Consider the following 24,058-nt stretch of genomic DNA (forward strand, 5'->3'; position numbering starts at 1 on the left):
ATTGTATCGATGATTATCGATGTTACGATTATCGATGTTAATTTTATCTAATAGAATAGATAATAATCTACGCTATTGCTATTTTACTTTTTTTATATCTTTTTATATCTATTTTTTATATCCTTGTTTTTATAATAACGTTAATATTTATATTGATGCTAATAGTTCACTAACTTAATACAAAACAAAATATTTTCAATATAAACTATTGATGATCGTGTATATAGTAATTTTAAAAAAAATTGAGAATATATAATTATGAGTCAATTTTAAATTGTACCATTACATTTCAATGATTCAGCTGTCAATAAAGTTAAAAATATTATATCTAATGAAGATAATCATAATCTAAAATTAAGAGTATATGTTATAGTAGGTGGTTGTAGGGGCTTCAAGTATTGTTTTACTTTAGATGAGAAAGTAAATAAAAACGATATTATTTTTGAAAAAAAAGGTGTATATCTAATTATTGAAAATATAAGCTTATTATATCTTGCAGGTAGTTCAGTTGATTATAGCGAAAATTTAGAAGGGTCTCGTTTTATAGTTATTAAACCTAATGCTCTAAGAATACATGCAATTGTGGATTATCATTTAGTATTTGATACTATTTTAAGTAAATCTAAATTTTAGTAATAAAAAAACTGTTTTTACCAGGAGATAATTGTGAAAAAATATCTAGTTGGTGGTGCTGTACGTAACCGAATATTAAATATTCCAGTTAAAGAAAGAGACTGGGTTGTAGTTGGAGCTACCCCACAAGAAATGTTAGCACAAGGTTATAAACAAGTAGGTAAAGACTTTCCAGTTTTTTTGCATCCTAAAAGCCGCGAAGAATATGCATTAGCTCGCACAGAACGAAAATTAGATCAGGGGCTACATACAAGTTTCATATGTTATTCTTCTCCCGAAGTTACATTAGAGGATGATTTACGTCGTCGTGATCTTACTATTAACGCTATTGCTTGCGACGATGCGGGTAATCTCATTGATCCTTATAAAGGATATCGTGATATCTGTCAGCGATATCTTCGTCATGTTTCTGATGCTTTTATTGAAGATCCTTTAAGAGTATTACGTGTTACTCGTTTTGCTGCAAGTTTAGCACATTTAAATTTCCGTATTGCTCCAGAAACGCTGCTACTTATGCAGCACATGACTGATAAACTACTATTATTAACTCCTGAGAGAGTTTGGAAAGAGACAAAAATAGCTCTTTTAACTCGTAATCCTCAAGTTTATTTTAAAACTTTGCGTGAATGTGGGGCATTAAAAGCGTTATTTCCAGAAATAGATGCTTTATTTGGAATCCCATCAGTAGCAAAATGGCACCAAGAAATAGATACAGGTATTCATACTCTACTTACTGTTTCAATGGCAGCCAAACTATCAGATGATATAGCAGTACGTTTTGCCATGCTTTGTCACGATATTGGAAAAGCGATTACTCCGCGCAAAATATGGCCTAACCACCATGGACATGGTTTTATAGGTAGTAAGTTAGTAGAAAACTTGTGTCAACGTTTAAAAGTACCTAAATCAATACGTAATTTAGCAAAATTAATAACACAATACCATGATTTACTACATAATGCATATATTACACCAAAAATAATAATAAAAATATTTAACAATATTAATATTTGGCACAAATCAGAACGTTTGGAACAGATGATTCTTGCTAGTGAAGCAAATGTTCGTGGTCATACTGTATTTGAAAATTATGCTTCTCATCAAGGAGAATTTTTGCGTGAAGCTTTCAAGATAGCATCTTCGATAACTGCACACGATATAATTAATGCAGGATTTATTGGTACGCAAATTGGTAATGAGCTTAATAGACAACGTAGGTTAGCACTAGTCAAATGGAAAAAAGAAAAAAATAACTAAAATAAGACTGCAACATTAACCTCATACTAAAATAGTAGTTTAAATTAATAATTAATCAAGTTACATTGATGCTTTTCTTTTATAGCATATTTAAATCTTATTTAAGATGTTGCATGTCCAACATCGGTAATTCTTCTAATGGCCAGCGAGGCCGAACTGATATTGATAGATCTGATTGAACATTATCCTTAAATCGTATCATACCTGTATAAGCAATCATTGCTCCGTTATCTGTGCATAATTCAGGACGAGCGAAGAATATTTTTCCTCCTTGTTGTTGCATCATTTTAGTTAGACTATAACGTAATGACTTATTAGCACTAACGCCACCAGCTATTACTAAACGCTGTAAACCAGTTCTATCAAGAGCACGACGGCATTTTATCATTAATGTTTCCACTATTGCATCTTCAAATGCACGTGCAATATCTGAACGTGTCTGATAGTCATTCTTACTTTTAAGAATTGTTTTTGCAGCAAAAGTTTTTATACCAGAAAAACTAAATTCAAGTCCAGGCCTATCAGTCATTGGGCGCGGAAAAATATACCTACCAGGTACTCCTTTCTGTGCTAAATTTGCTAACATCGATCCACCAGGATAATCTAGTCCTAAAAGTTTAGCTGTTTTATCGAAAGCTTCACCTGCAGCATCATCAAGAGATTTTCCTAGAATTTGATATTTTCCAATATTACTTACAGCAATCAGTTGTGTCTTACTACCAGACACTAGTAATGCCAAAAAAGGCAATTTTGGTTGATTTATCTCTAGCATAGGAGTTAGTAAATGTCCCTCCATATGGTTAACAGCAATAGCTGGTATCTTCCAAGCATAGGCTAGTGCACGACCAATGGTGGCCCCAACCATTAAGGAACCTACTAATCCAGGACCTGCAGTATAGGCGACACCGTTAATATCAGATGCCTGTATATCAGCTTGTTCCAACGCTGCTTGAATTAATGGTACTGTTTTTCTAATATGATCTCGAGATGCTATTTCTGGTACAACACCGCCATAATTAGCATGTAGTTTAACCTGGCTATATAATTTATTAGCTAATAATCCTTGTCTTTTATCGTAAATAGCTACACCAGTTTCGTCACATGAGGTCTCAATACCTAATATACGCATAGTTTATTTTATATAATTATACGGATAAAATGGTATTATACGCACCTTAAAGATTAAAGATATATAAAATAGGACAAAAGCATAAAATTTTATCTTTTTATTTTTTAAAATTTTTATAAAAATTTCTAGTTTAGATAAACTAGAAAAATAGTTAAAATTGAAATATATTTAGCATTAATAAATTTTTATTGAGGTAATATCAGCATGCCAATAATTAAAGTTCGTGAAAATGAACCATTCGACGTAGCATTGCGTCGCTTTAAACGTTCTTGTGAAAAATCAGGAATTTTTGCCGAAGTTCGTCGTCGTGAGTTTTATGAAAAACCCACAACAAAGCGCAAACGTGCTAAAATATTTGCTATTAAACGTCATCTAAAAAAAATAGCTCGTGAGAATGTATATCGTAATCGTTTATATTAAACTAGTAACTTAGCTAAAAGCTCTAGTAACTTAGCTAAAAGCTAAATTAGCTACACAGTAAAAAGTGCTTATCTAAAATTATGTCTTTAAAAATTCCACGTGTATTTATTAATAATTTATTGGCACGTACTGATATTGTTAATTTAATAAATACACGTATAAAATTAAAAAAGAAAAGCAAAAATTTTTATGCTTGCTGTCCGTTTCATTATGATAAAATTCCTTCTTTTGTTGTAAATAGTGAAAAGCAGTTTTACCATTGTTTTGGTTGTGGAGCACATGGTAATGCTATTGATTTTTTAGTAAATTACGAACGTATAGATTTTATCGAAACTATTGAAGAACTTGCAGCTTATCAAGGTATAGAAGTACCATATGAAAAAAAATTTTCAAATAAAAATGAACTAAGTTATCGACAAAATTTATATAAATTAATGAATAAAATAAGTTGTTTCTACCAACATAATCTAAAAAAACAAACAACAGAAAAAGCTTATTATTATTTACAACAGCGCGGATTAAGCGAAAAAATTATTACTAATTTTAGTATAGGATTTGCACCATCTGGTTGGGATAATATTATTCATCGCTTTGGTTCTTCGAAGGAAGATCGAGCCTTATTAAATAAGGCTGGTATGATAATAAACAATAATAGCCAATCTTATGATCGTTTTCGAGAACGAATTATATTTCCAATTCACGATACACGTAGTCGTATTATCGGTTTCGGGGGACGTATGTTAGACGATAGACAGCCCAAATATATAAATTCTCCAGAAACAGAAATTTTTCATAAGGGACATCAGCTATACGGTCTGTATGAAGCTAAACAGCAGCATCTAGAATTAGAAAAACTACTAGTAGTAGAAGGATATATGGATGTTATAATTTTAGCAGAGTTCAATATAAACTATGCAGTAGCCCTACTAGGAACTTCAATTACTATTGAACATATTAAGTTACTATATCGTACTACTGATTTTGTAGTTTGTTGCTATGATGGTGATTTAGCTGGACGTAAAGCTGCTTGGAGTACACTAGAAAAAGCTCTTCCATATTTAAATGACGGTCGTCAGCTACGCTTTATGTTTTTAAAAGAAGGTGAAGATCCTGATAAACTAATACGAAAAATTGGGAAAGAAGCTTTTGAACAAAAAATTAAAAAATCATATCCAATGTCTACATTTTTCTTTGAAACATTGATGCAACAGGTAGATTTAAGTAGTCCTGATGGTAGAACTAAACTAAGTAAGTTAGCATTACCGCTAATAGAAAAGATACCTGGAGATACATTACGTCTTTATTTACGTCAGCAGTTAGGTATTAAAATTGGTATTTTAGACGACAACAAATTAAATAAACTATTACAAAATACAACAATAAAATTAAATATAAAGTCTCCGTATCAGTGTATAAAAATAACAACTATGCGTAGTTTGATAGGATTATTAGTACAATATCCACGTTTGTCTAATTTAGTACCAACAGTACAAGGTTTAGAACAAGTAAGTCAACCTGGAGTATCGTTATTTGTTGAATTAGTTAAAACATGCAAATTATATCCTGAAATAACTACAGGACAATTATTAGAGTATTATAGAGATAATAAATACCACCATCAGCTTGAAACTTTAGCAATATGGAACCATCTAATAAAAGATCAATTGATAGAGCAAATGTTTATTGATATTTTAATTAATTTTTACGATTCTATACTTGAAAAACGTCAAGAAAAACTTATTGCAATCGATCGTATTCAAGGATTGACAGGTGATGAAAGAAGAGAACTTTGGTTGCTAAATAAAACACTAGCTAAAACATTTTAAAATAATGAAGATTATTTCCCTAAAATATCTAGTATAAAGTAGAATTACTACTTCTGCTATCAAAGATAAGATAGCCTATATTATTAGCCATACGTAATTAACATCTAATATTAATAATATTAATTTAGTGGATACTTTTTATGGAGCAAAATTCGAAGTCACAGCTCAAGCTACTTGTAAAACGTGGTAAAAAGCAAGGTTATTTGACTTTTTCCGAAGTAAACGACCATCTTCAGGATGAAGTTGTAGATCCTGATCATATAGAAGACATTATTCAGATGATAAATAATATGGGCATACAAGTGATGGAAGATACACCTGAAGTTGATGATATGTTGCTGGTAGATTCTGATAATGATGAAGATACGGTAGAAGCAGCAACACAAGTTTTATCTAGCGTTGAATCTGGACGTACTAACGATCCAGTACGGATGTATATGCGTGAAATGGGTACAGTGGAACTCTTAACTAGAGAAGGTGAAATTGATATTGCTAAACGTATAGAAGATGGTATAAATCAAGTTCAATGTTCAGTTGCTGAATATCCTGAAAACATAATTTATTTATTAAAACAGTATACTCTGATTGAATCAGGAGATGCTCGTTTATCTGAGCTTATAACTGGATTTATTGATCCTAATGTGGAAGATTCTATTTTTCCCAATGCAATTCATGTTGGTTCTAAATTAACTACCAACGAAATTGAAGATGTTGAAGAAGATCATGTTGATAGCCCCTATTTAGATAGTAGCATCGATCCTGAACTGGCAAAACAAAAATTTATGAGACTACGTGAGCAGTACGAAATAACTAGTAATGTTATAAAACAACATGGACGTAATCATGAAAAATCAACTTTAGCAATTATAAATCTTTCTGATGTATTTAAACAATTTCGTTTAGTACCAAAGCAATTTAATTATCTAATAAACAATATGCGTACGATGATGGATCGTGTGCGCACTCAAGAACGTATTATTATGAAGCTTTGCGTTGAAATTAGCAAAATGCCGAAAAATAATTTTATTACTCTATTTTCTGGTAATGAAACTAATTCAAGTTGGTTTAAAACTGCAATAGATATGAATAAACCATGGTCAAAAAAATTGCATGAATTTGATAGTGATATACATTGCAGTTTACATAAATTACGACAAATTGAAGAAGAAACTGGTCTAACCATCAATCAAGTAAAAGATATTAACCGTCGTATGTCTATTGGTGAAGCTAAAGCACGACGTGCTAAAAAAGAAATGGTAGAAGCAAATTTACGTTTAGTTATCTCTATAGCTAAAAAATATACTAATCGTGGATTACAATTTCTAGATTTAATTCAGGAAGGAAACATAGGTTTAATGAAAGCGGTAGATAAATTTGAATATCGCCGCGGTTATAAGTTTTCAACCTATGCAACTTGGTGGATTCGTCAGGCTATTACTCGTTCCATTGCTGATCAGGCACGCACTATCCGTATTCCAGTACATATGATTGAAACTATAAATAAGCTAAATCGTATATCTAGACAAATGTTGCAAGAAATAGGACGCGAACCAAATCCAGAAGAACTGGCTGAATATATGCTTATACCTGAAGATAAGATCCGTAAAATAATGAAAATTGCTAAAGATCCCATTTCTATGGAGACTCCTATTGGAGAAGACGAAGATGCACATCTAGGAGATTTTATTGAAGATACAACACTAGAACTACCATTAGATTCTGCTACTTCTGAAAGTTTACGTGTAGCCACTCATGCTAGTCTTGCAGGACTTACTGCACGTGAAGCTAAGGTTTTGCGTATGAGATTTGGTATAGATATGCATACAGATCATACTTTAGAAGAAGTTGGAAAGCAATTTGATGTTACTCGTGAACGTATTCGTCAAATTGAAGCGAAAGCACTACGTAAATTACGTCATCCTAGTAGATCTGATGTTTTACGAAGTTTTTTAGAGGATTAATTTTAAAACTATAGTATTTTGTCTATATTTGAAAATATAATATTGTTTTTTTTATCATTTCTAATATTATTGTATTTTAGGCCCTTTAGCTCAGTGGTTAGAGCAGGCGACTCATAATCGTTTGGTCGCTGGTTCAAATCCAGCAGGGGCCAATAAATTTTAAAATTTAAGATTAGTATAAATTTTTCTATTTAACGATAGAATAAAATTAAAATTAGTCCTATACTAATAATATTGACAATAATACACATAATATATAAAACCTCTTTTTTTTATCTCTTTTTTTATATTTTATTGTTACTTCTAAGACCTTAGGTGAACGAGGGAGGAATCAGTACTCTATCATCTACATAAAAATCAAGACCGCAAAACAAAAGACACAAGATATATTAGTCAAGTACAGAACAGGAATACGTTCTTTAATTCTACTTTAATTCTAAAGTAATTCTAAGTATAACTTTTTAAACCAAAAGGATGCGTTTTCTATAAGTTAATCTTGCAGTATATATTTCTATTGGTAAATCTAATGGAAGAAAAAAACTTGATAACACCAAGTGCCAATGCTTCATCCCAAGGATTGTCGGTACCATGACCATAATAAATATGTGCAGAATTAAATGTACTAAACGCCCAGCGCAGCATATACTATTTCAGTTATACAAATTTTATTACTCATTTTTCATAAATAAATGTTAAAATGTGTAGTAAATTTTTTCATCATTACTATTTTTTGTTTTTAGTTTTTTGCTTTTGATACCGTTACCATTGCTGGACGAATAAGCCGTCCGTTAAGAGTATATCCTTTTTGCATAACCATAATAACTTGATTAGGTTCATGCTCATCAGATTCAATTAAAGTCATAGCTTGATGTATCTCAGGATTAAATGGTACTTGAGAATCTCCTACAACATTCAGTCCAAATTTATTTACAACATCTAATAAAGATTTAAGTGTTAGTTCAATTCCTTCAATAGTAGATGCTAGCATACTATTTTTTTTATCTGACATATCTAGTGCGCGTTCTAAATTATCGATAACAGGCAATAGTTCACTAGTAAAACGTTCCAGTGCAAATTTGTGCGTTTTCTCAATATCCTGCTCACTACGTCGGCGTAGATTTTCAATCTCTGCTTTAGCACGCAGTACATTATCACGTTCTTTTTGTTGCAATTGGACTAATTCTGTCTCTAATTCTAAAATACGTTTTTCTTTTAGATCTAAAGATTTATTGAAATCAACTTCAGTATCTTGATATTGTTCTTGATCTTCTAAATTTTTTTCTTTATTTTTTATTTTTTCACTTATTTTACTTTCTTTTGATGTTGGCTCATTAAGGGGGGTATTTTGTTCTTTATCACTCATTATGAGTTTTCTCCAAGGTCTAATTTGGATATTAGATGGGGATGAATATATAATATTCAATGGTTATTATTAATTTTAGTAAGTTATTAAATAACTAAAAATATTTCAATAAACTTTTTTTAAAAGTATGATAATACTAAATTAGCATTCTAACAATTCTAACAATTTAATTTATTGTAAAAAAATTTATTTTATAAAAAATATATACTTAAATTTTATTTAAGTTTTAAAATTTTTTAAGTACCTCTTTACATTTATAAAATAAATATTTTTACAATAAAAATTTTAGATAGCATAAAATATTCAATATACCAATATACTATGAAAAAATATCAATCAGGAATAATTAATATTTGGCAAAATAAACATATCAAACATAAATTCTTCATTGAGAAAGAATTAGAAGCTGGTCTATCTTTACAAGGATGGGAAGTAAAATCGCTACGTGTTAATAAATTTAATATTAATAATAGCTATGTTATACTTAAACATGGTGAAGCTTATCTTTTGGGTGCTATTTTCCAACCAATAAATATTTCTTTTTTTGATTCAATGCGAATTCGTAAATTATTACTAAATAAGAATGAATTAAGTTTACTGTTCAGTAAAATTAAGCGTACTGGTTATACAGTAGTACCACTATCTCTTTATTGGAAGAAATCTTGGGTAAAAATAAAAATAGGAATAGCTAAAGGTAAAAAAGAATATGATAAACGTACAGATATTAAAAAAAGAGAATGGAATATTGACAAAGCACGTATTAGAAAATATAATATTTAATATGGGGCTGATTTATGGATTTGACGAAATTTGCGAAACCTAAGGTGCATGTCGAGGTGAGGTTTGCCTCGTAAAAAGCCTCAAAAAAATAAATGCAAATCAATTGCAATATGAATCTGCTTTAGCAGCTTAATCAGTTTAATAAACTGAAGATTCCCTTTCTATCCTCTATTTTCTCTTTAAAAGGAATTTAAGAAAGGTTACAAATAAAAGAGATCGCGTTAAATTTTTGTCTGAGGATAAAACGTTAAATTTAATCAGACTAATTTATTAGTATAACGTGTCAGTTCGTTATTAATAATTAAAATTTAAAATTGTACTAAACATGTAGTGCTAAAGAAGTAGAAATTTCGGACGCGGGTTCAAATCCCGCCAGCTCCACCATAAAATATAACGATATAAAATTAAAATCTAATTTTTTTACGATATCTACATTGCTGAAAAAACTTACTAAGTTGTAATGAACATTGCTGTGCTTGTATGCCACTATTTATTATAATTTTATGATTAATATTTTTATTTTTTAATATATTTAAAAATGATCCTGCAGCACCATTTTTTTTAGCTTTAGCTCCAAAAACTAAACGACTAATTCTAGCATGTATCATTGCACCAGCACACATTATACATGGTTCTAAAGTAACATACATAATTGATTCTAACAATCTATAATTTTTTATTCGTTGTCCTCCTTGACGTAGAGCTATAATTTCAGCATGAGCTGTAGGATCATTATGTCCTATGGAACTATTCCAACCTTCTCCTATAATATTTCCATTTAAGATTAATACAGCACCTACCGGTATTTCTTCTTCTACTTCAGCACGTTCAGTTAGCATTAAAGCATGATTCATCCATAATTTATCACTATAATTCATATAAATATCCATATTTTAAAAAATTAGATTAAACTGAATAAGTAATTTTTTTTAAAATATTAATTTTAAAATTTATTATAATATTATAATTTAATTCCATTAGAACGTAGATTCTTTAATATTTCAACTAAAAGTTCACTTTTAGTTGAAGCTACTATACGTGAACTTCTAACAAATCCAGTTATACTAAGTACTATACCAGCAGAATTTAATTGGCTAAATGTTACTGACGGAGTTGGTGTAACTTGAATTTCTTTATGTTTATTATAAACTTCTAAAAGAAGCATGCATACCTTTTCTGTATTAATATCTAGTGAAAATGTTAATTCAATAGTAACTACACCTTGAGCGTTGCCCATAGTAATATTACGTACATTTTGGGAAATTAACTGAAAATTAGGTACGATAACTGTTGATCGGTCATTAATTTTGATTTCTGTAGCACGTATATTGATACAACGTATATCTCCTTCTATACCACTAATACTAATTAAATCTCCTACTTTTACTTTTTGCTCTATTAATAAAATTAAACCTGAAATAAAATTTTTTACAATCTCTTGTAAACCAAAACCAATTCCTACTGTTAGTGCACTAACGATCCAAGCTATATTATCCCATTTAATACCTAAAATAGCTAGTAAAATAAAAATTACTAATACATATACAAAATTACTAAATAATGTTACTAAAGAGTAACGTATTCCAGGTTCTATCATAGTTTTTGTTAAAAAATCTTTTTCTAACCAATTTTTAATTAAACGTAGGATATATATCGCAATAGCAAAAAATATAAGTGCATTTAGTATATTAGCAGGAACAACAAGTTTTTCGAATACTCCACAGAGTTTAATAACTTTAGGTATTAAAGTTAATGGTGTTATATATTCAAAATTACCATTAATTAACGCTATTATAGCAAACATAATTAGTAATATTTTGCTAATAGCTGTAAGTAAAGTAGAAATTTGTAATAAATGTCGTTCTTCAATATTGAACATATGTTTAATACGCACTCCTATTAAAGTATTAGGAGTAAATACACTTTCGAAGAAATCTACCATAAAATGCATTAATAAATAAAAAATAAATAAAACCATAGCAATCCAAACTAATTCATAAGTTAAAAAACGGGCTAGCGATATATAACCTATGAGTAAAGAAATAAAAATAGTGATAGAAAAGGTAAAAATACATATTTGTATAATATCTACTATAGCTGAATTTATTTCAATTTTAGATTTTATTGATCGTAAATTTAATTGAGTACTTTTAATTCTAATTTTAGAAAAACATATAAATAATATAACTGATGTTATCAGCAACGATGATATTCCGTATCCCCAAATAGTTGTAGATACGCTAGTACTAAGACTACTGTTTAACTGTTCAATAGTACCTGAAATAAAAACTAAAATAGCTAATAATATTGGTATTTTTTTTATTTTATGATATATAGCATCATGGATAGTTAAAAACTGCGAATATGAACAATTTTTAGATAAAAAAGCTCTACCGAGACCAAATATCAATGAAGAAAAAAATATTAAACATTTTATACCATCAGCAAAATCTATTACTTCATAAGATACATTAGGTAAACTTGTTACCATTAAATAAAATAATTGAGCACCTAAGCTTATATTTAGTACTGTTATTAGTACAGTAGAGCAAACTATAAAACTACAATGCATCCGTTCAGGAAGCATATTAATACTGAACCAAAATAATAATTTATCTAAAAAAAGTGAGCTACAAAACCATAATATTATCGTTAATACCAATAATATACTAGATACCAAAATAAAGTCAGAAGACCAAGCTTGTTGCCAACATAGATTAATATTATTAACTAAACTAGTTATACGATGTTTATCTTCTAACTTAGGATGTAATATAGGTGACCAAAAATTTGCCGAAAAAATACTACCAGAATTAAGAATTAATTGAGATAGTATATTATTACGATGGATAGTAACTATTTGTACTAAAATTTTATTAGCACTAAAAATAATAAATTTAGCACATTCTATTTGATTATCTAATAGTTTTTTACGTGCATTGATGTTATCACGACTATATGCAATAGTACTAGTTTCTTTCACAAAAGAAGTTGGTGTAGGTCCTATAACATCTAATTGTACCTGCAACTGTGTACTATCAGGTAGTAATCTAGTAATAAGTGTCTCAGCAGCACTAGTTAACTGTAAAGTATTAGTATTTAAAATACTTAATTGATTATTTGTTATATTTTTTGATAATTTTTGTTTTAGTAAATCTAGATCTTTTTGTAATTTACTTATTTCAATTACCGCATTAAGCTTTAATGGTATAGAAGCGCCTAGTGTATTTGCACTTGCTGTAGTAGTAATATTCAATACTAAATTCAATATTAATATTAAGCTAAAAAGCTTGAATAAAATTTTTTTAAACATAATATAAAATAAATTATCTCGTAAATATAAACTGAATTCAAAATATTTTGATAAAAAATATTTAATTTATTAAATGTATAGCTATAATAGATTGTAAATATTACAAATATTGCCCGGATAGCTCAGTTGGTAGAGCAGGGGACTGAAGATCCCCGTGTCCTTGGTTCAATTCCAAGTTCGGGCACCATTAAAATTTATTTTATTATAAAATAATTAAATTATATAAAACCAACAGCTTTATAGCTCTTGTATAAGGTTAAGTTTGCTTTAATTTTAGCTTTTTTTGCTCCTTCTCGTAAAATTTCTTTTAGATAATTTTCATCAGCACGTAAAGAATAATAACGACTCTGTAATGAAGTTAGCATTTCTAACAATGCATCGGTAACTACATATTTTAAATATCCATACATTTTTCCGTTGAAATTTTGCTCTAATTTAGCTATTGGAGTGTCAGTTACACTAGACAGAATATTTAGTAAATTAGAAACTCCTGGTTTATTTACAGGATCGTAACGTATTATTGGTGGATAATCAGAATCTGTTACCGCACATTTTAATTTATTAACTATAGATTTAGGTTCTTCTATAAGAGAAATAATATTTTTTTTATTTATATCTGATTTTGACATTTTCTTCTTTGGATTTAATAAAGACATTACCCGTACATTTCTTTCAGAAATAAAAGGTTCAGGAATAGTAAAAATGTCACCATACAAAGCATTAAATCGTTTAGCAATATTACGACTTAATTCTAAATGCTGTTTTTGATCTTCTCCGATTGGTACTTTACTAGTTTGATATAGTAAAATATCTGCAGCCATTAGTACTGGATAATTAAATAGTCCAGCATTTATATTTTTAGCAGAATGAGCATATTTATCTTTAAATTGAGTCATTCTGCTAAGTTCTCCTAAATATGTATAGCAATTAAGTAGCCAATTCATTTGGCTATGCTCAGGTATATGCGACTGTATAAAAATAATACTTTTAAATGGATCTATACCACATGCAAGATACATAGCGGTAAGATCAAGTGTTGTTTTATGTAAATGTTGAATATTATGACGGTTAGTTATAGCATGTAGGTCAACGATACAATAAATACAATTATAATCATTCTGCATACTTACCCATTTACTTATTGCCCCTATATAGTTTCCGATAGTTAGTTCTCCTGATGGCTGTGCGCCGCTAAAAACAATAGGTTTACTCATTTTATTTAAATATCCTGAAAAATAAATATTTTAACAACACTTTTTATTTATTGGTCTGTATTTACTTGTCTATTTACTTGTCTGGTGGTATGGTGAGGTTTATAATTAAAATTATTTAAGTATAATTAAAATTATTTAAGTATATTAATAATTTTGTTAATAACAATCTTAGTGCTTTTTTTATCGGTACATATAGTAATATCTGCTATTTTTTCATATAGAGGATTTCTTTCTTTAGCTAGTACTGTAAAAATATCACGTTGATTAGTTTTTCCTTGTAACAAAGGACGTCTTTTATCAAGAGATGTACGATCTAATTGTTTTTCAATAGTTGTTTTTAGATAAATAACAATTCCACGAGAAGCTAATAGGTTACTTATTTCACAAGATTTTACAGAACCACCTCCGGTAGCTAAAACTATTCCTTGTTTTTTTGTAAGTTCATTAATAATTTTTTCTTCTCGATAGCGAAAACCATTTTCACCTTCTACATCAAATACCCAACTTAAATCAGCGCCAGTACGTCGTTCAATTTCTTTATCAGAATCAAAAAATTCTATATTTAACTGTTCAGCTAACTGACGTCCAATAGTGCTTTTACCAGCACCTATAGGTCCAATTAAAAATATATTGCGTTTTTCTGCCATATTTTGATCTTAAGCTTTTGATCTTAAGCTGTTAATAAATAACTGAAATTAAAACTGAAATTAAATAAAATTACTAATTTCATATTTTTTGTTTAAGGTTAAGTTAATTGATTTCATATTAATTTATATTAATATAAAATTAATTAGCTAATGTAACAAATCATTTAAATGTTTTTTTAACAAAAAATTAATTTTATCTAAAATTAGATTAGTATTTTATTTTTATGCTAAAACATTTAAATTTTCTAGGAAAAATAAATAATATCATGAATTTATATGAATATCAATCAAAACAGCTATTTGCTAAATATGGATTACCTATCCCAACAGGTTATATTTGTAGTTCACTTAGTGAAGTAGAAAAATTATCTTTAGGAATTGAACCTTGGATTGCAAAATGTCAAGTATATGCAGGAGGTCGTGGTAAAGCTGGAGGCATTAAAATAATAAAATCTAAAGAAGAACTACGATTATTTGCCAAACATTGGTTTGGTAATCGCCTAATTACTTCCCAAACAGATGCTCTAGGTCAACAGGTAAATCATATTTTAGTAGAAAAAGCAACTTTTATAACTAAAGAGTTATATTTAGGATTAATTATAGATCGTAGTATCTGTAGTATAATATTTATAGCTTCAATAGAAGGAGGTATTGAAATTGAAAAAATAGCAGAAAAAAATCCACATCTAATTCATAAAATTACACTAGATAATTTAACTGGTCCACATCCTTATCAGGCTCGCCAACTAGCATTTAAATTGGGATTATTTGGTAAACAAATTAGTCAATTTGTTAAAATTTTTATAGGATTAGCTACTTTATTTTTAGAAAGAGATCTAGAACTAGTAGAAATTAACCCGCTTGTTATTAATAACAACAATGATCTTATATGTCTTGATAGTAAACTTAGTATTGACAGTAATGCCTTATTCCGTCAGTCAAAATTTCGTAATATATATAATAAGAACAATCAGCAAGATAAATGTGAAGCACATCATAGACAGTTAAACTATTTAGTTTTAGATGGTAATATTGGATGTATGGTAAATGGTGCTGGATTAGCAATGGGAACAATGGATATTGTAAAATTATATGGTGGAAAACCAGCTAATTTTCTTGATATTGGAGGTGGAGCAACTAAAGAACGTGTAACTGAATATTTTCAGCTAATTTTATCAAATAAAAATGTTAAAGCAATATTAATTAATATTTTTGGTGGTATTGTTCGTTGTGATTTAATTGCTGATGGTATAATCAATGCTATATCTAAAATCAGCATTAATATTCCTGTTGTAGTTCGATTAGAAGGTAATAATGCCAAACAAGGTAATAAAATATTAGCTAAAAGTATGTTAAACATTATTGTAACTAATAATTTAATTGATGCTGTTAAACAAGTTATTGCTGCAGTAAAGGATAAATAATGTCGATTTTAATTAATAAAAATACAAAAGTTATCTGTCAAGGATTTACTGGTAACCAAGGTACTTTTCATTCTAAAAATGCACTAGCTTATGGAACTAAAATAGTAGGTGGTGTTACTCCAAATAAAGGAGGAACTAAACATCTTGGTTTACCAGTATTTAATACTGTACAAGAAGCAGTTGATAAAACTTGCGCTACAACATCTGTTATTTATGTTCCTGCACCATTTTGTAAAGATTCTATTTTAGAAGCAATTGATGCTGGTATCAATTTAATTATTTGTATTACTGAAGGTATTCCTACATTAGATATGCTAATAGTGAAAGCAAAATTAGAACGAAATAATAAGATACGTATGATTGGACCAAATTCTCCAGGAATAATTACACCTGGAGAATGTAAAATTGGCATTATGCCAGAGAATATTCATAAGTCTGGATTAATAGGTATTATTTCTCGTTCTGGAACATTAACCTATGAAGCTGTAAAGCAAATTACTGATGCTGGTTTGGGACAATCTACTTGCGTAGGTATAGGTGGAGATCCAATTTCTGGATCAAATTTTATTGATATATTAAAACTTTTTGAAAAAGATCAACAAACAAAAGCAATATTGATGATAGGTGAAATAGGAGGTAGTGCAGAAGAAGAGGCTGCTGCTTATATTAAGAAGCATAAAATTAATAAACAGGTTATTAGCTATATTGCTGGTGTTACAGCTCCTAAAGGAAAACATATGGGCCATGCTGGAGCTATTATTGCTGGCTCTAAAGGTACAGCAAACGCAAAATTTAAAGAATTAGAATCTGCAGGAGTCAAGATTGTACGTAATATTGCTGATATAGGTAAATTTTTAAAAAGTATTTTTTATAAAAAAACTGATATTAGTTAGATAAATTCTAACTATTAATCCTTGAACATAATTTCAGATTATATAATTTTTTTCTGAAAAAAGGATTTATTATGTTTGATGTTATTGAACTATCAAGGTTACAATTTGCGATAACAGCGATGTATCACTTTCTTTTTGTACCTTTAACACTTGGTATGGCCTTTTTAATAGCTATAATGGAAACAGTTTATGTATTATCTGGTAAAAAAATATATAAATATATGACTAAATTTTGGAGTCATTTATTTGCTATTAATTTTGCATTTGGTATTGCTACAGGTATTATTTTGGAGTTCCAATTTGGAACTAACTGGTCATATTTTTCTCACTATATTGGCGATATATTTGGTATACCATTAGCTATTGAAGGATTGATGGCCTTTTTTCTTGAATCTACTTTTATTGGTTTATTACTTTTGGGTTGGAATAAACTTGGAAAAATTCAGCATATGGTTGTTACTTGGTTAGTAGCACTGGGTTCTAATCTATCAGCATTATGGATTTTGATTGCTAACGGATGGATGCAAAATCCTATAGCAGCCTATTTAAATTACGAAACTATGCGTATGGAAATAGTTAGTTTTATTGATTTATTTTTAAATCCAGTATCTCAGATAAAATTTTTACATACTATAACTGCAAGTTACTGTACTGGTGCAATGTTTATATTGGGTATTAGCTCTTATTATATATTAAAAAAACGCGATTTTTTTTTGCACAAAGATCTTTTGCTATTGCTACTTCTTTTGGAATAATAGCAGTGTTGTCAGTTATTTTTTTAGGTGACGCATCTGGTTATAAAATAGGAGAAGTACAAAAAACTAAGCTAGCAGCTATTGAAGCAGTATGGAAGACGGAGTCTGCACCAGCATCTTTTACATTATTCAGCTTACCAGACCAAAAAAAACAAATTAATAATTTTACTATACGTATTCCTTATTTTTTAGGTATTGCAGTTACTCGTTCCACTGATCGTCAAATAATAGGTCTTAAAGACTTAATGACACAACATGAGATCCGTATACGGAATGGAGTAAAAGCATATAGCTTATTGCAACAGTTGCGTTCTGGTAATGCAGATATTGCTGTATATAAAGAATTTAATAAAGCTAAACATGATTTAGGTTATGGATTACTACTTAATCGCTATACTGATAATATTACTAACTCTAGTGAAGATTATATACGTAAAGCAACTAAAGATTCTATTCCATATGTAGCACCACTTTATTTTTCTTTTAGAATAATGATATGCAGTGGATTACTAATGCTATTGCTAATTATTTTATGTTTTTATACTATGCTATATAATTGTATAGGTCAATATCGTTGGTTACATTATATTATGTTATATAGTATTCCTTTACCATGGATTGCTATAGAATCTGGTTGGTTTATTGCTGAATATGGTCGTCAACCATGGATTATAAATGAAATATTACCTACTGCGGTAGCACATTCAATACTTACTACTAGTGAAGTTTTTCTATCTATAGTACTAATTGGTATTATATATACTTTATTTTTAATAGCTGAAATATATCTTATGTTTAAATTTGTAAGTTTAGGACCTAGTAGCCTAAAAAATACTAATTAGTTTTAATAATTATTATTTTAATAATGTTTAATTATGAATTTTTACGTTTTATTTGGTGGGTATTAATAGGTTTATTTATTATAATATTTACTATAACTGAAGGATTTGATATGGGCGTTGGTATATTAATGCGCTTTTCTTGTTATAGTGATATCGAGAGAAAAATAATGATTAATACTATTGCTCCACATTGGGATGGTAATCAAGTTTGGTTAATAACTACTATTGGAGCTTTATTTGCTGTTTGGCCTATAGTATACGCTATAATATTTTCTGGATTTTATATAGCTATAATATTATTGTTAGTATCTTTATTTTTTCGTCCAATAAGTTTTGAATTTCTATCAAAAATAGATAATTTGCGCTGGCGCAATTTATGTTATTGGGGAATATTTATTGGTAGTTTTATTTCACCTATAGTTATGGGAATTATATTTGGTAATTTATTGCAAGGAATACCATTTTATATAGACATGTATATGCGTTTATATTATACAGGTAATTTTTTTCAGCTTTTAAATCCATTTAGTTTATTATTAAGCACTATTATTATAGCGATGTTTTTAACCCAAGGTAGTACTTATATTCAAATGCGCACTAGTAGTAATAGTAATTTACAGGTAAAAATGCGTAATATAACTAAATTAACAGCATTAATAACAATAATAATGTTTTTTCTAGCTATTATTTTATTTATTAAAAGTATTGATGGTTTTACTATTACTTCAATTATTGATCAATCGGCACAGTCTAATCCTTTACATAAAGAAGTAAAATATCATGCTGGAGCTTGGATGGTAAATTACTGGAACTATCCAATATTATTAATATTTCCATTATTAGGATTGTTACTGCCTTTTTTTACTATTATTTATAGTTATATAAAAATAAGTGTATTTGCTTTTATTTCTTCTTCTTTTACTATAGCCTGTATAATATCAACTATAGGCATAACTATATTTCCTTTTATTATACCATCAATTACGATGCCTAATGTTAGTTTAACTATGTGGGATGCTACTTCAAGTTTAAATACATTAAAATTAATGTTTATTATAGTAATAATACTATTACCCATTGTACTTAGTTATACTATTTGGTGTTATTATAAAATGTTTAATTTTTAAAATATGTTCCCAACATACAATTTTTTTGTATTATTAATTTTTTAAATGTGGTATTAGTATTATTACTGTTTTTTTATATAAACTTAATTTAATATCAAATAATTAAGAAAAAATTTTCTATTCAGAAAAAATTTTATAAAATATGGTTTCAATATTTGGCGGTGCGGACGGGACTCGAACCCGCGACCCCCAGCGTGACAGGCCGGTATTCTACCTACTGAACTACCGCACCATAATTTCATAATATGAAATATATAATAAAGTTATGATTAGTTAACGTCAATACTTTATTAAATAAATTTAATACTTTACTTTTAATAAGTAGATTTTTAAAATCTTGTTCTCCATAAACAACTACCACTTTTTTTTTGTATTATATCTAATAGTTGTTCATGAGCTAAAATTTCTTCATTATTAGCATAAATAATTTTCATCATCATTTTTGAATGACGCATTTTTTGTATTTGCATATTTTTTTCTGATTCATATTTTTCTTGTTCTTCTTCTTTAAGAAATTCCATTACTGTTTGACCACTAGTCATCAATAAAAAAATTTCTGCTAAAATTTTTGCATCAATTAAAGCACTGTGATTAGTACGTTTACTGTTATCTATTAAATAACGATCGCATAAAGCATCTAAATTATTACGTTTTCCAGGAAAAATTTTTCTGGCTAGTAACAAACTATCTGTTATTTTGCAAAATGTGTGAATATTATTCATACCACAATTTAACATATTAAATTCATAATCTATAAAACCAATATCGAAGAATGCGTTATGAATAATTAATTCACTATCATAAATAAAATTTAAAAAGTCTTCTGCTATTTCTGCAAAAATAGGTTTATCATTAAGAAATTTATTACTAATACCATGTAAATTGAAAGCTTCGTTATCAATAGTACGGTTGGGTTTTAAATATGAGTGAAAGTATTTTCCTGTTATTTTACGATTTATAATTTCTATTGCTCCAATTTCGATAATTCGATGTCCTTTATAAGGAAGACCAAATTTTTTCATACCAGTAGTTTCTATATCTAGACTAATTTGTCGCAAAATATTAGTATTCATAATGTTTGTTTATGTCATAAAATTATTAACAGATAATATAAATTATCATAATATATGTGCCAACAAATTGAAATTTTTACTGATGGTTCGTGTCTAGGTAATCCTGGTCCTGGCGGCTATTGTGCTATACTTTATTATAAAAAGCTATTTTATAAAAATTATGAAAAAACTTTTAGTGCTGGTTATCGATTAACTACTAATAACAGAATGGAGTTAATGGCTGCTATTATTGCACTAGAATCTTTAACAGAAAAATGTAAAGTAGTAATCATTACTGATAGTCAATATCTTCGTAAAGGAATTACTGAATGGGTTAATAATTGGAAAAAACGCTATTGGAAAACTTATGACAATAAACCAGTTAAAAACGTTGATTTATGGAAAAGGCTAGATGCAGCTATTAAACCTCATAATTTACGTTGGAATTGGGTAAAAGGACATTCAGGTAATTTTAAAAATGAACAATGTAATAAAATAGCGCGTATTGCTGCAAATTATCCATATTTAGAGGATGATATTGGCTATTGTATAGAATCTTCTACAAATATATATTTATCAGATTAAGTATTGTAATACTAAAAAAATTTACAAATCTTGATTAAACCTAGTTTAAAATTTTTGATCAGTATTTAGTACTACATTAAATTAATTTTGAATATTATGGGTCGTACAGGACTCGAACCTGTGACCAATTGATTAAAAGTCAACTGCTCTACCAACTGAGCTAACGACCCTCTAATTATGGGTGATGACGGTATCGAACCGCCGACCCCCTCCTTGTAAGGGAGGTGCTCTTCCAACTGAGCTAATCACCCTAATAATTTTATTATCGTAAAGAACAACTAGAATAAGTCAATAAATTTTTGTATAATTTAAAATTAAATTAAATTTATTAAGAACTTTATTTTATTATTAATTTATTTTTACTATTTTATTTATATAAAAATATTATATGAAAATTAAAACACGTTTTGCTCCTAGTCCTACAGGTTATTTACATATTGGTAGTGTACGTACTGCTTTATATTCTTGGTTATTTGCATGTAAAAAAAAAGGTAAATTTGTACTACGTGTAGAAGATTCTGATTCAGAAAGATCAACAAAACTAGCTATTGAAGCTATCATAGAAAGCATGAATTGGCTCAATTTAAGCTGGGATGAAGGTCCTTATTTTCAAACTAAACGTTTAAATAGATATAATATGATTATTAATGATATGCTTCATAAAAAAATTGCATATAAGTGCTATTGTTCTAAAGAACGTTTAAGAAACTTACGTAAATTACAGATAGCTCAGGGAAAAAAACCTAAATATGATGGATTTTGTAAAAATAACTATGAACATCATACTAATGATGAACCTTATGTAGTAAGATTTAGCAATCCACAAACAGGATCAATAGTTTTTAATGATCTTATACGAGGTTCTATTGAATTTAAAAATAAAGAAATGGATGATTTAATTATTCGTCGTACTGATGGATCATATACTTATAATTTTTGTGTAGTAGTTGATGATTTTGATATGAAAATTACTCACGTTATTCGTGGTGAAGATCATATAAATAATACACCACGTCAAATAAATATTTTAAAGGCAATTGGGGCACCAGTACCATATTATGCTCATGTATCAATGATATTGGGTAATGATGGTAAAAAACTTTCTAAACGTCACGGTGCAGTAGGTATTATGCAGTATCGTGATGATGGTTTTTTGCCAGAAGCATTAATAAATTACCTTATCCGTTTAGGATGGTCCTATGGTGATCAGGAAATTTTTAGTATAGAAGAAATGAAAAAAAAATTTAATATTAAAGCTATAAATAAATCTGCTAGTATATTCGACATTAAAAAATTACTTTGGTTTAATCAATATTACATAAATAAATTACCTGCTGAATATATTGCTAATAATTTAATTTGGCATTTGAATAATCAAGGAATTGATACTAAAAATGGTCCTTTATTAATAGATTTAGTAAAAATTTTAAGTAAACGTTGCAAGACTCTTAAAGAAATGGCAGCTAATTGTTGTTATTTTTATAACGATTTTATCGAATTTGATAAAAATATAGCTAAAAAATATTTATGTTCTGCTACACAAACGTTACATAAAATGCGCCAAAAATTAATTTCACTTAATGAATGGACACCAGATTCATTAAACTTAATAATTAAAAAAACAGCTGATGAATTAAAAATTAGTATGGAAAACATTTGTATGCAATTAAGGGTTGCAGTAACTGGAATTAGTAGTTCTCCTGCTATTAATATTACTATATATACATTAGGAAAATTACGGTCTTTAGCTCATATTGAGCAAGCATTAAATTTTATTAATTGCCATTCTTCTAAAGAATTTACTAAATATTAATTTTAAATTATTTAAATAATTTTTTAAATAATAAATTTTTTTATAAAATAGGGGCTATAGCTCAATTAGGTAGAGTACTTGCATGGCATGCAAGTGGTTAGCGGTTCGATTCCGCTTAGCTCCAATAAAATATTTTAGTAAATTTTAAAAAAATTAAATATAAAATATAATAACTTAAATACAAGGTAATTTTTATAATTATAAAATGTATTAAAATTAAATTTTATAAATTTTATATTTTATCTTTTAAGTGCTATTTTTAAAAATTAAAATTTAATAATTTAAATATAATTTTTCATAAGATTTTTCATAAAAAAATAAAGCTTTTTTAATCGCTTTAGTATTTTCAAAATTACGTAGCATTTTCTCAACACGTTTATTTACTGCAATATAAGATTCACATTTATAGTAATATTTTATTATAGAAAGTTCATAATCAGCTATACTATTTTTAAGATAAATTATATATTTAATATTATCTGAATATTGGCTATTAGGATAAGTATTAATTAGTTGTATAAAATTAAGTAATGCTGTACGCACATATTTAGTATTAGTATTACTATTTATACCAAATAATCCTTGTAATAGATTATTGCTATCTCGTGCCATATTAATTAATCCTTGCATATAAATTACATAATCAATATTAGGATGATTAGAATTAAATAGTAAAAAATTATTAATAGATGATTGTGCAAAAGAAAAACTAGTTAATTTATAGTAAGCATAAATTAAATTTAATTGGATTTGTTGTGCATAAGATGTAATTAAATTATAATTTTTTAAAAATTTAAAATTTTTAATAGCTATTAAAGTATCATTATTACAATTACCATTATATAATTTTTGTTGTGCATATAGATAAATATCTGATGGATTATTTTTTATTAAAATATTTTTATGATTTAAACAATCTTGATTTAAACAACCTATTAATAATAGTCCTATACTATAAGCTAATGTTATATATTTTATTTGCATTTAAATTTTATTTATCTCTTTTTTTTAAAAAAGATTTTAA

18 protein-coding genes, 6 tRNA genes, 1 other RNA gene and 3 pseudogenes are annotated in these 24,058 nt (G+C 28.0%); 16 read left to right on the plus strand and 12 right to left on the minus strand.

The features are described from left to right. Positions 1–273: 273 nt before the first annotated feature. Together erpA and TREMTM_RS00105 are read left to right on the plus strand one after the other, a co-directional pair. Positions 274–605, plus strand: a pseudogene (gene erpA, locus TREMTM_RS00100) (iron-sulfur cluster insertion protein ErpA). Between the two features lie 61 nt (positions 606–666). Beyond that, complete coding sequence (locus TREMTM_RS00105) at positions 667–1,890, plus strand: multifunctional CCA addition/repair protein (protein WP_083172242.1); 1,224 nt, start codon at positions 667–669, stop codon at positions 1,888–1,890. A 97-nt stretch (positions 1,891–1,987) separates the two neighbouring features. Here the strand turns inward: TREMTM_RS00105 and tsaD are convergent, their stop codons facing one another. Beyond that, a complete protein-coding gene (gene tsaD / locus TREMTM_RS00110) occupies positions 1,988–3,019 on the minus strand; it encodes a tRNA (adenosine(37)-N6)-threonylcarbamoyltransferase complex transferase subunit TsaD (RefSeq protein WP_083172243.1) in 1,032 nt (343 codons plus the stop codon). Positions 3,020–3,223: 204 nt separating this feature from the next. Here tsaD and rpsU point away from each other — a divergent pair, with 204 nt between their 5' ends. From rpsU to TREMTM_RS00130, 4 genes are all read left to right on the plus strand, one after another. Further along, the gene (gene rpsU / locus TREMTM_RS00115; RefSeq protein WP_083172245.1) at positions 3,224–3,439 is read left to right on the plus strand and encodes a 30S ribosomal protein S21; all 216 of its coding nucleotides are present in this window, start codon (positions 3,224–3,226) and stop codon (positions 3,437–3,439) included. An 80-nt stretch (positions 3,440–3,519) separates the two neighbouring features. Beyond that, positions 3,520–5,265 (plus strand): DNA primase, encoded by a 1,746-nt coding sequence (gene dnaG, locus TREMTM_RS00120; RefSeq protein WP_083172247.1) that lies wholly within the window; start codon positions 3,520–3,522, stop codon positions 5,263–5,265. 140 nt (positions 5,266–5,405) lie between these two features. After that, positions 5,406–7,226: an RNA polymerase sigma factor RpoD gene (rpoD, locus tag TREMTM_RS00125; RefSeq protein ID WP_083172249.1), complete on the plus strand. Its 1,821-nt coding sequence runs from the start codon at positions 5,406–5,408 to the stop codon at positions 7,224–7,226. A gap of 79 nt (positions 7,227–7,305) precedes the next feature. Beyond that, positions 7,306–7,378 (plus strand) — tRNA-Ile (locus TREMTM_RS00130). 168 nt (positions 7,379–7,546) lie between these two features. Here TREMTM_RS00130 and TREMTM_RS01570 read toward each other — a convergent pair. Next, positions 7,547–7,868: pseudogene (locus TREMTM_RS01570) on the minus strand (50S ribosomal protein L3 N(5)-glutamine methyltransferase); the annotation flags it as partial. A gap of 94 nt (positions 7,869–7,962) precedes the next feature. Next, the gene (gene grpE / locus TREMTM_RS00135) at positions 7,963–8,589 is read right to left on the minus strand and encodes a nucleotide exchange factor GrpE (RefSeq protein WP_083172250.1); all 627 of its coding nucleotides are present in this window, start codon (positions 8,587–8,589) and stop codon (positions 7,963–7,965) included. 321 nt (positions 8,590–8,910) lie between these two features. On the opposite strand from grpE, the gene smpB reads away from it, so the two are divergent. Both smpB and ssrA read left to right on the plus strand, forming a co-directional pair. Beyond that, positions 8,911–9,369, plus strand: coding sequence for an SsrA-binding protein SmpB (smpB, locus tag TREMTM_RS00140; protein ID WP_083172252.1), 459 nt, complete (start codon positions 8,911–8,913; stop codon positions 9,367–9,369). Between the two features lie 3 nt (positions 9,370–9,372). Further along, positions 9,373–9,753, plus strand: a transfer-messenger RNA (tmRNA) gene (ssrA, locus tag TREMTM_RS00145). 20 nt (positions 9,754–9,773) lie between these two features. Here ssrA and tadA read toward each other — a convergent pair. Continuing rightward, entirely contained in the window at positions 9,774–10,259 is a 486-nt protein-coding gene (tadA, locus tag TREMTM_RS00150) for a tRNA adenosine(34) deaminase TadA (RefSeq protein WP_083172253.1), read from the minus strand. A gap of 71 nt (positions 10,260–10,330) precedes the next feature. Then, complete coding sequence (locus tag TREMTM_RS00155) at positions 10,331–12,682, minus strand: DUF3772 domain-containing protein (protein ID WP_083172255.1); 2,352 nt, start codon at positions 12,680–12,682, stop codon at positions 10,331–10,333. Positions 12,683–12,793: 111 nt separating this feature from the next. Between TREMTM_RS00155 and TREMTM_RS00160 the strand changes: the two genes are divergently transcribed. Beyond that, a tRNA-Phe gene (locus tag TREMTM_RS00160) sits at positions 12,794–12,869 on the plus strand. Positions 12,870–12,900: 31 nt separating this feature from the next. On the opposite strand, the gene trpS is transcribed toward TREMTM_RS00160, so the two are convergent. Together trpS and aroK are read right to left on the minus strand one after the other, a co-directional pair. After that, positions 12,901–13,896, minus strand: a complete 996-nt coding sequence (gene trpS, locus TREMTM_RS00165) for a tryptophan--tRNA ligase (RefSeq protein WP_083172256.1) — start codon at positions 13,894–13,896, stop codon at positions 12,901–12,903. A 131-nt stretch (positions 13,897–14,027) separates the two neighbouring features. Beyond that, positions 14,028–14,543: a shikimate kinase AroK gene (aroK, locus tag TREMTM_RS00170; protein ID WP_083172258.1), complete on the minus strand. Its 516-nt coding sequence runs from the start codon at positions 14,541–14,543 to the stop codon at positions 14,028–14,030. A 266-nt stretch (positions 14,544–14,809) separates the two neighbouring features. Here aroK and sucC point away from each other — a divergent pair, with 266 nt between their 5' ends. The 4 genes and pseudogenes from sucC (at position 14,810) to cydB (ending at position 19,584) form a co-directional block, all read left to right on the plus strand. Further along, positions 14,810–15,967, plus strand: a complete 1,158-nt coding sequence (sucC, locus tag TREMTM_RS00175) for an ADP-forming succinate--CoA ligase subunit beta (protein ID WP_083172624.1) — start codon at positions 14,810–14,812, stop codon at positions 15,965–15,967. Further along, complete coding sequence (gene sucD / locus TREMTM_RS00180) at positions 15,967–16,860, plus strand: succinate--CoA ligase subunit alpha (RefSeq protein WP_083172260.1); 894 nt, start codon at positions 15,967–15,969, stop codon at positions 16,858–16,860. The genes sucC and sucD overlap by 1 nt, the downstream gene beginning before the upstream one ends. Positions 16,861–16,931: 71 nt before the next feature. Then, positions 16,932–18,457: pseudogene (locus TREMTM_RS00185) on the plus strand (cytochrome ubiquinol oxidase subunit I). Between the two features lie 23 nt (positions 18,458–18,480). Further along, positions 18,481–19,584, plus strand: a complete 1,104-nt coding sequence (gene cydB / locus TREMTM_RS00190; protein WP_083172261.1) for a cytochrome d ubiquinol oxidase subunit II — start codon at positions 18,481–18,483, stop codon at positions 19,582–19,584. A gap of 156 nt (positions 19,585–19,740) precedes the next feature. On the opposite strand, the gene TREMTM_RS00195 is transcribed toward cydB, so the two are convergent. Beyond that, positions 19,741–19,816 (minus strand) — tRNA-Asp (locus TREMTM_RS00195). A 97-nt stretch (positions 19,817–19,913) separates the two neighbouring features. Next, complete coding sequence (gene dnaQ, locus TREMTM_RS00200) at positions 19,914–20,657, minus strand: DNA polymerase III subunit epsilon (protein WP_083172263.1); 744 nt, start codon at positions 20,655–20,657, stop codon at positions 19,914–19,916. Positions 20,658–20,711: 54 nt separating this feature from the next. Here dnaQ and rnhA point away from each other — a divergent pair, with 54 nt between their 5' ends. Continuing rightward, positions 20,712–21,221, plus strand: a complete 510-nt coding sequence (gene rnhA, locus TREMTM_RS00205; RefSeq protein WP_083172265.1) for a ribonuclease HI — start codon at positions 20,712–20,714, stop codon at positions 21,219–21,221. 97 nt (positions 21,222–21,318) lie between these two features. On the opposite strand, the gene TREMTM_RS00210 is transcribed toward rnhA, so the two are convergent. Both TREMTM_RS00210 and TREMTM_RS00215 read right to left on the minus strand, forming a co-directional pair. Then, a tRNA-Lys gene (locus TREMTM_RS00210) sits at positions 21,319–21,391 on the minus strand. 8 nt (positions 21,392–21,399) lie between these two features. Next, a tRNA-Val gene (locus TREMTM_RS00215) sits at positions 21,400–21,472 on the minus strand. Between the two features lie 137 nt (positions 21,473–21,609). Between TREMTM_RS00215 and gltX the strand changes: the two genes are divergently transcribed. Both gltX and TREMTM_RS00225 read left to right on the plus strand, forming a co-directional pair. After that, complete coding sequence (gene gltX / locus TREMTM_RS00220) at positions 21,610–23,034, plus strand: glutamate--tRNA ligase (RefSeq protein WP_083172266.1); 1,425 nt, start codon at positions 21,610–21,612, stop codon at positions 23,032–23,034. A 50-nt stretch (positions 23,035–23,084) separates the two neighbouring features. Continuing rightward, positions 23,085–23,158: transfer RNA gene (locus tag TREMTM_RS00225), tRNA-Ala, on the plus strand. A 149-nt stretch (positions 23,159–23,307) separates the two neighbouring features. Here TREMTM_RS00225 and bamD read toward each other — a convergent pair. Further along, positions 23,308–24,018 carry an outer membrane protein assembly factor BamD gene (bamD, locus tag TREMTM_RS00230; RefSeq protein WP_083172268.1) on the minus strand — a complete coding sequence of 237 codons (711 nt, stop codon included), beginning with the start codon at positions 24,016–24,018 and terminating at the stop codon, positions 23,308–23,310. Between the last annotated feature and the right edge of the window lie 40 nt (positions 24,019–24,058).

The organism is secondary endosymbiont of Trabutina mannipara, assembly GCF_900090215.1.
In the GTDB taxonomy this organism is placed as follows: domain Bacteria; phylum Pseudomonadota; class Gammaproteobacteria; order Enterobacterales; family Enterobacteriaceae; genus Mikella.

Excerpts from the sequence above, each read along its gene's own strand:
- tsaD (WP_083172243.1), bottom strand. The coding sequence starts at position 3,019 with ATGCGTATATTAGGTATTGAGACCTCATGTGACGAAACTGGTGTAGCT.
- rpsU (WP_083172245.1), top strand. The coding sequence starts at position 3,224 with ATGCCAATAATTAAAGTTCGTGAAAATGAACCATTCGACGTAGCATTG.
- dnaG (WP_083172247.1), top strand. The coding sequence starts at position 3,520 with ATGTCTTTAAAAATTCCACGTGTATTTATTAATAATTTATTGGCACGT.
- rpoD (WP_083172249.1), top strand. The coding sequence starts at position 5,406 with ATGGAGCAAAATTCGAAGTCACAGCTCAAGCTACTTGTAAAACGTGGT.
- grpE (WP_083172250.1), bottom strand. The coding sequence starts at position 8,589 with ATGAGTGATAAAGAACAAAATACCCCCCTTAATGAGCCAACATCAAAA.
- smpB (WP_083172252.1), top strand. The coding sequence starts at position 8,911 with ATGAAAAAATATCAATCAGGAATAATTAATATTTGGCAAAATAAACAT.
- tadA (WP_083172253.1), bottom strand. The coding sequence starts at position 10,259 with ATGGATATTTATATGAATTATAGTGATAAATTATGGATGAATCATGCT.
- TREMTM_RS00155 (WP_083172255.1), bottom strand. The coding sequence starts at position 12,682 with ATGTTTAAAAAAATTTTATTCAAGCTTTTTAGCTTAATATTAATATTG.
- trpS (WP_083172256.1), bottom strand. The coding sequence starts at position 13,896 with ATGAGTAAACCTATTGTTTTTAGCGGCGCACAGCCATCAGGAGAACTA.
- aroK (WP_083172258.1), bottom strand. The coding sequence starts at position 14,543 with ATGGCAGAAAAACGCAATATATTTTTAATTGGACCTATAGGTGCTGGT.
- sucC (WP_083172624.1), top strand. The coding sequence starts at position 14,810 with ATGAATTTATATGAATATCAATCAAAACAGCTATTTGCTAAATATGGA.
- sucD (WP_083172260.1), top strand. The coding sequence starts at position 15,967 with ATGTCGATTTTAATTAATAAAAATACAAAAGTTATCTGTCAAGGATTT.
- cydB (WP_083172261.1), top strand. The coding sequence starts at position 18,481 with ATGTTTAATTATGAATTTTTACGTTTTATTTGGTGGGTATTAATAGGT.
- dnaQ (WP_083172263.1), bottom strand. The coding sequence starts at position 20,657 with ATGAATACTAATATTTTGCGACAAATTAGTCTAGATATAGAAACTACT.
- rnhA (WP_083172265.1), top strand. The coding sequence starts at position 20,712 with ATGTGCCAACAAATTGAAATTTTTACTGATGGTTCGTGTCTAGGTAAT.
- gltX (WP_083172266.1), top strand. The coding sequence starts at position 21,610 with ATGAAAATTAAAACACGTTTTGCTCCTAGTCCTACAGGTTATTTACAT.
- bamD (WP_083172268.1), bottom strand. The coding sequence starts at position 24,018 with ATGCAAATAAAATATATAACATTAGCTTATAGTATAGGACTATTATTA.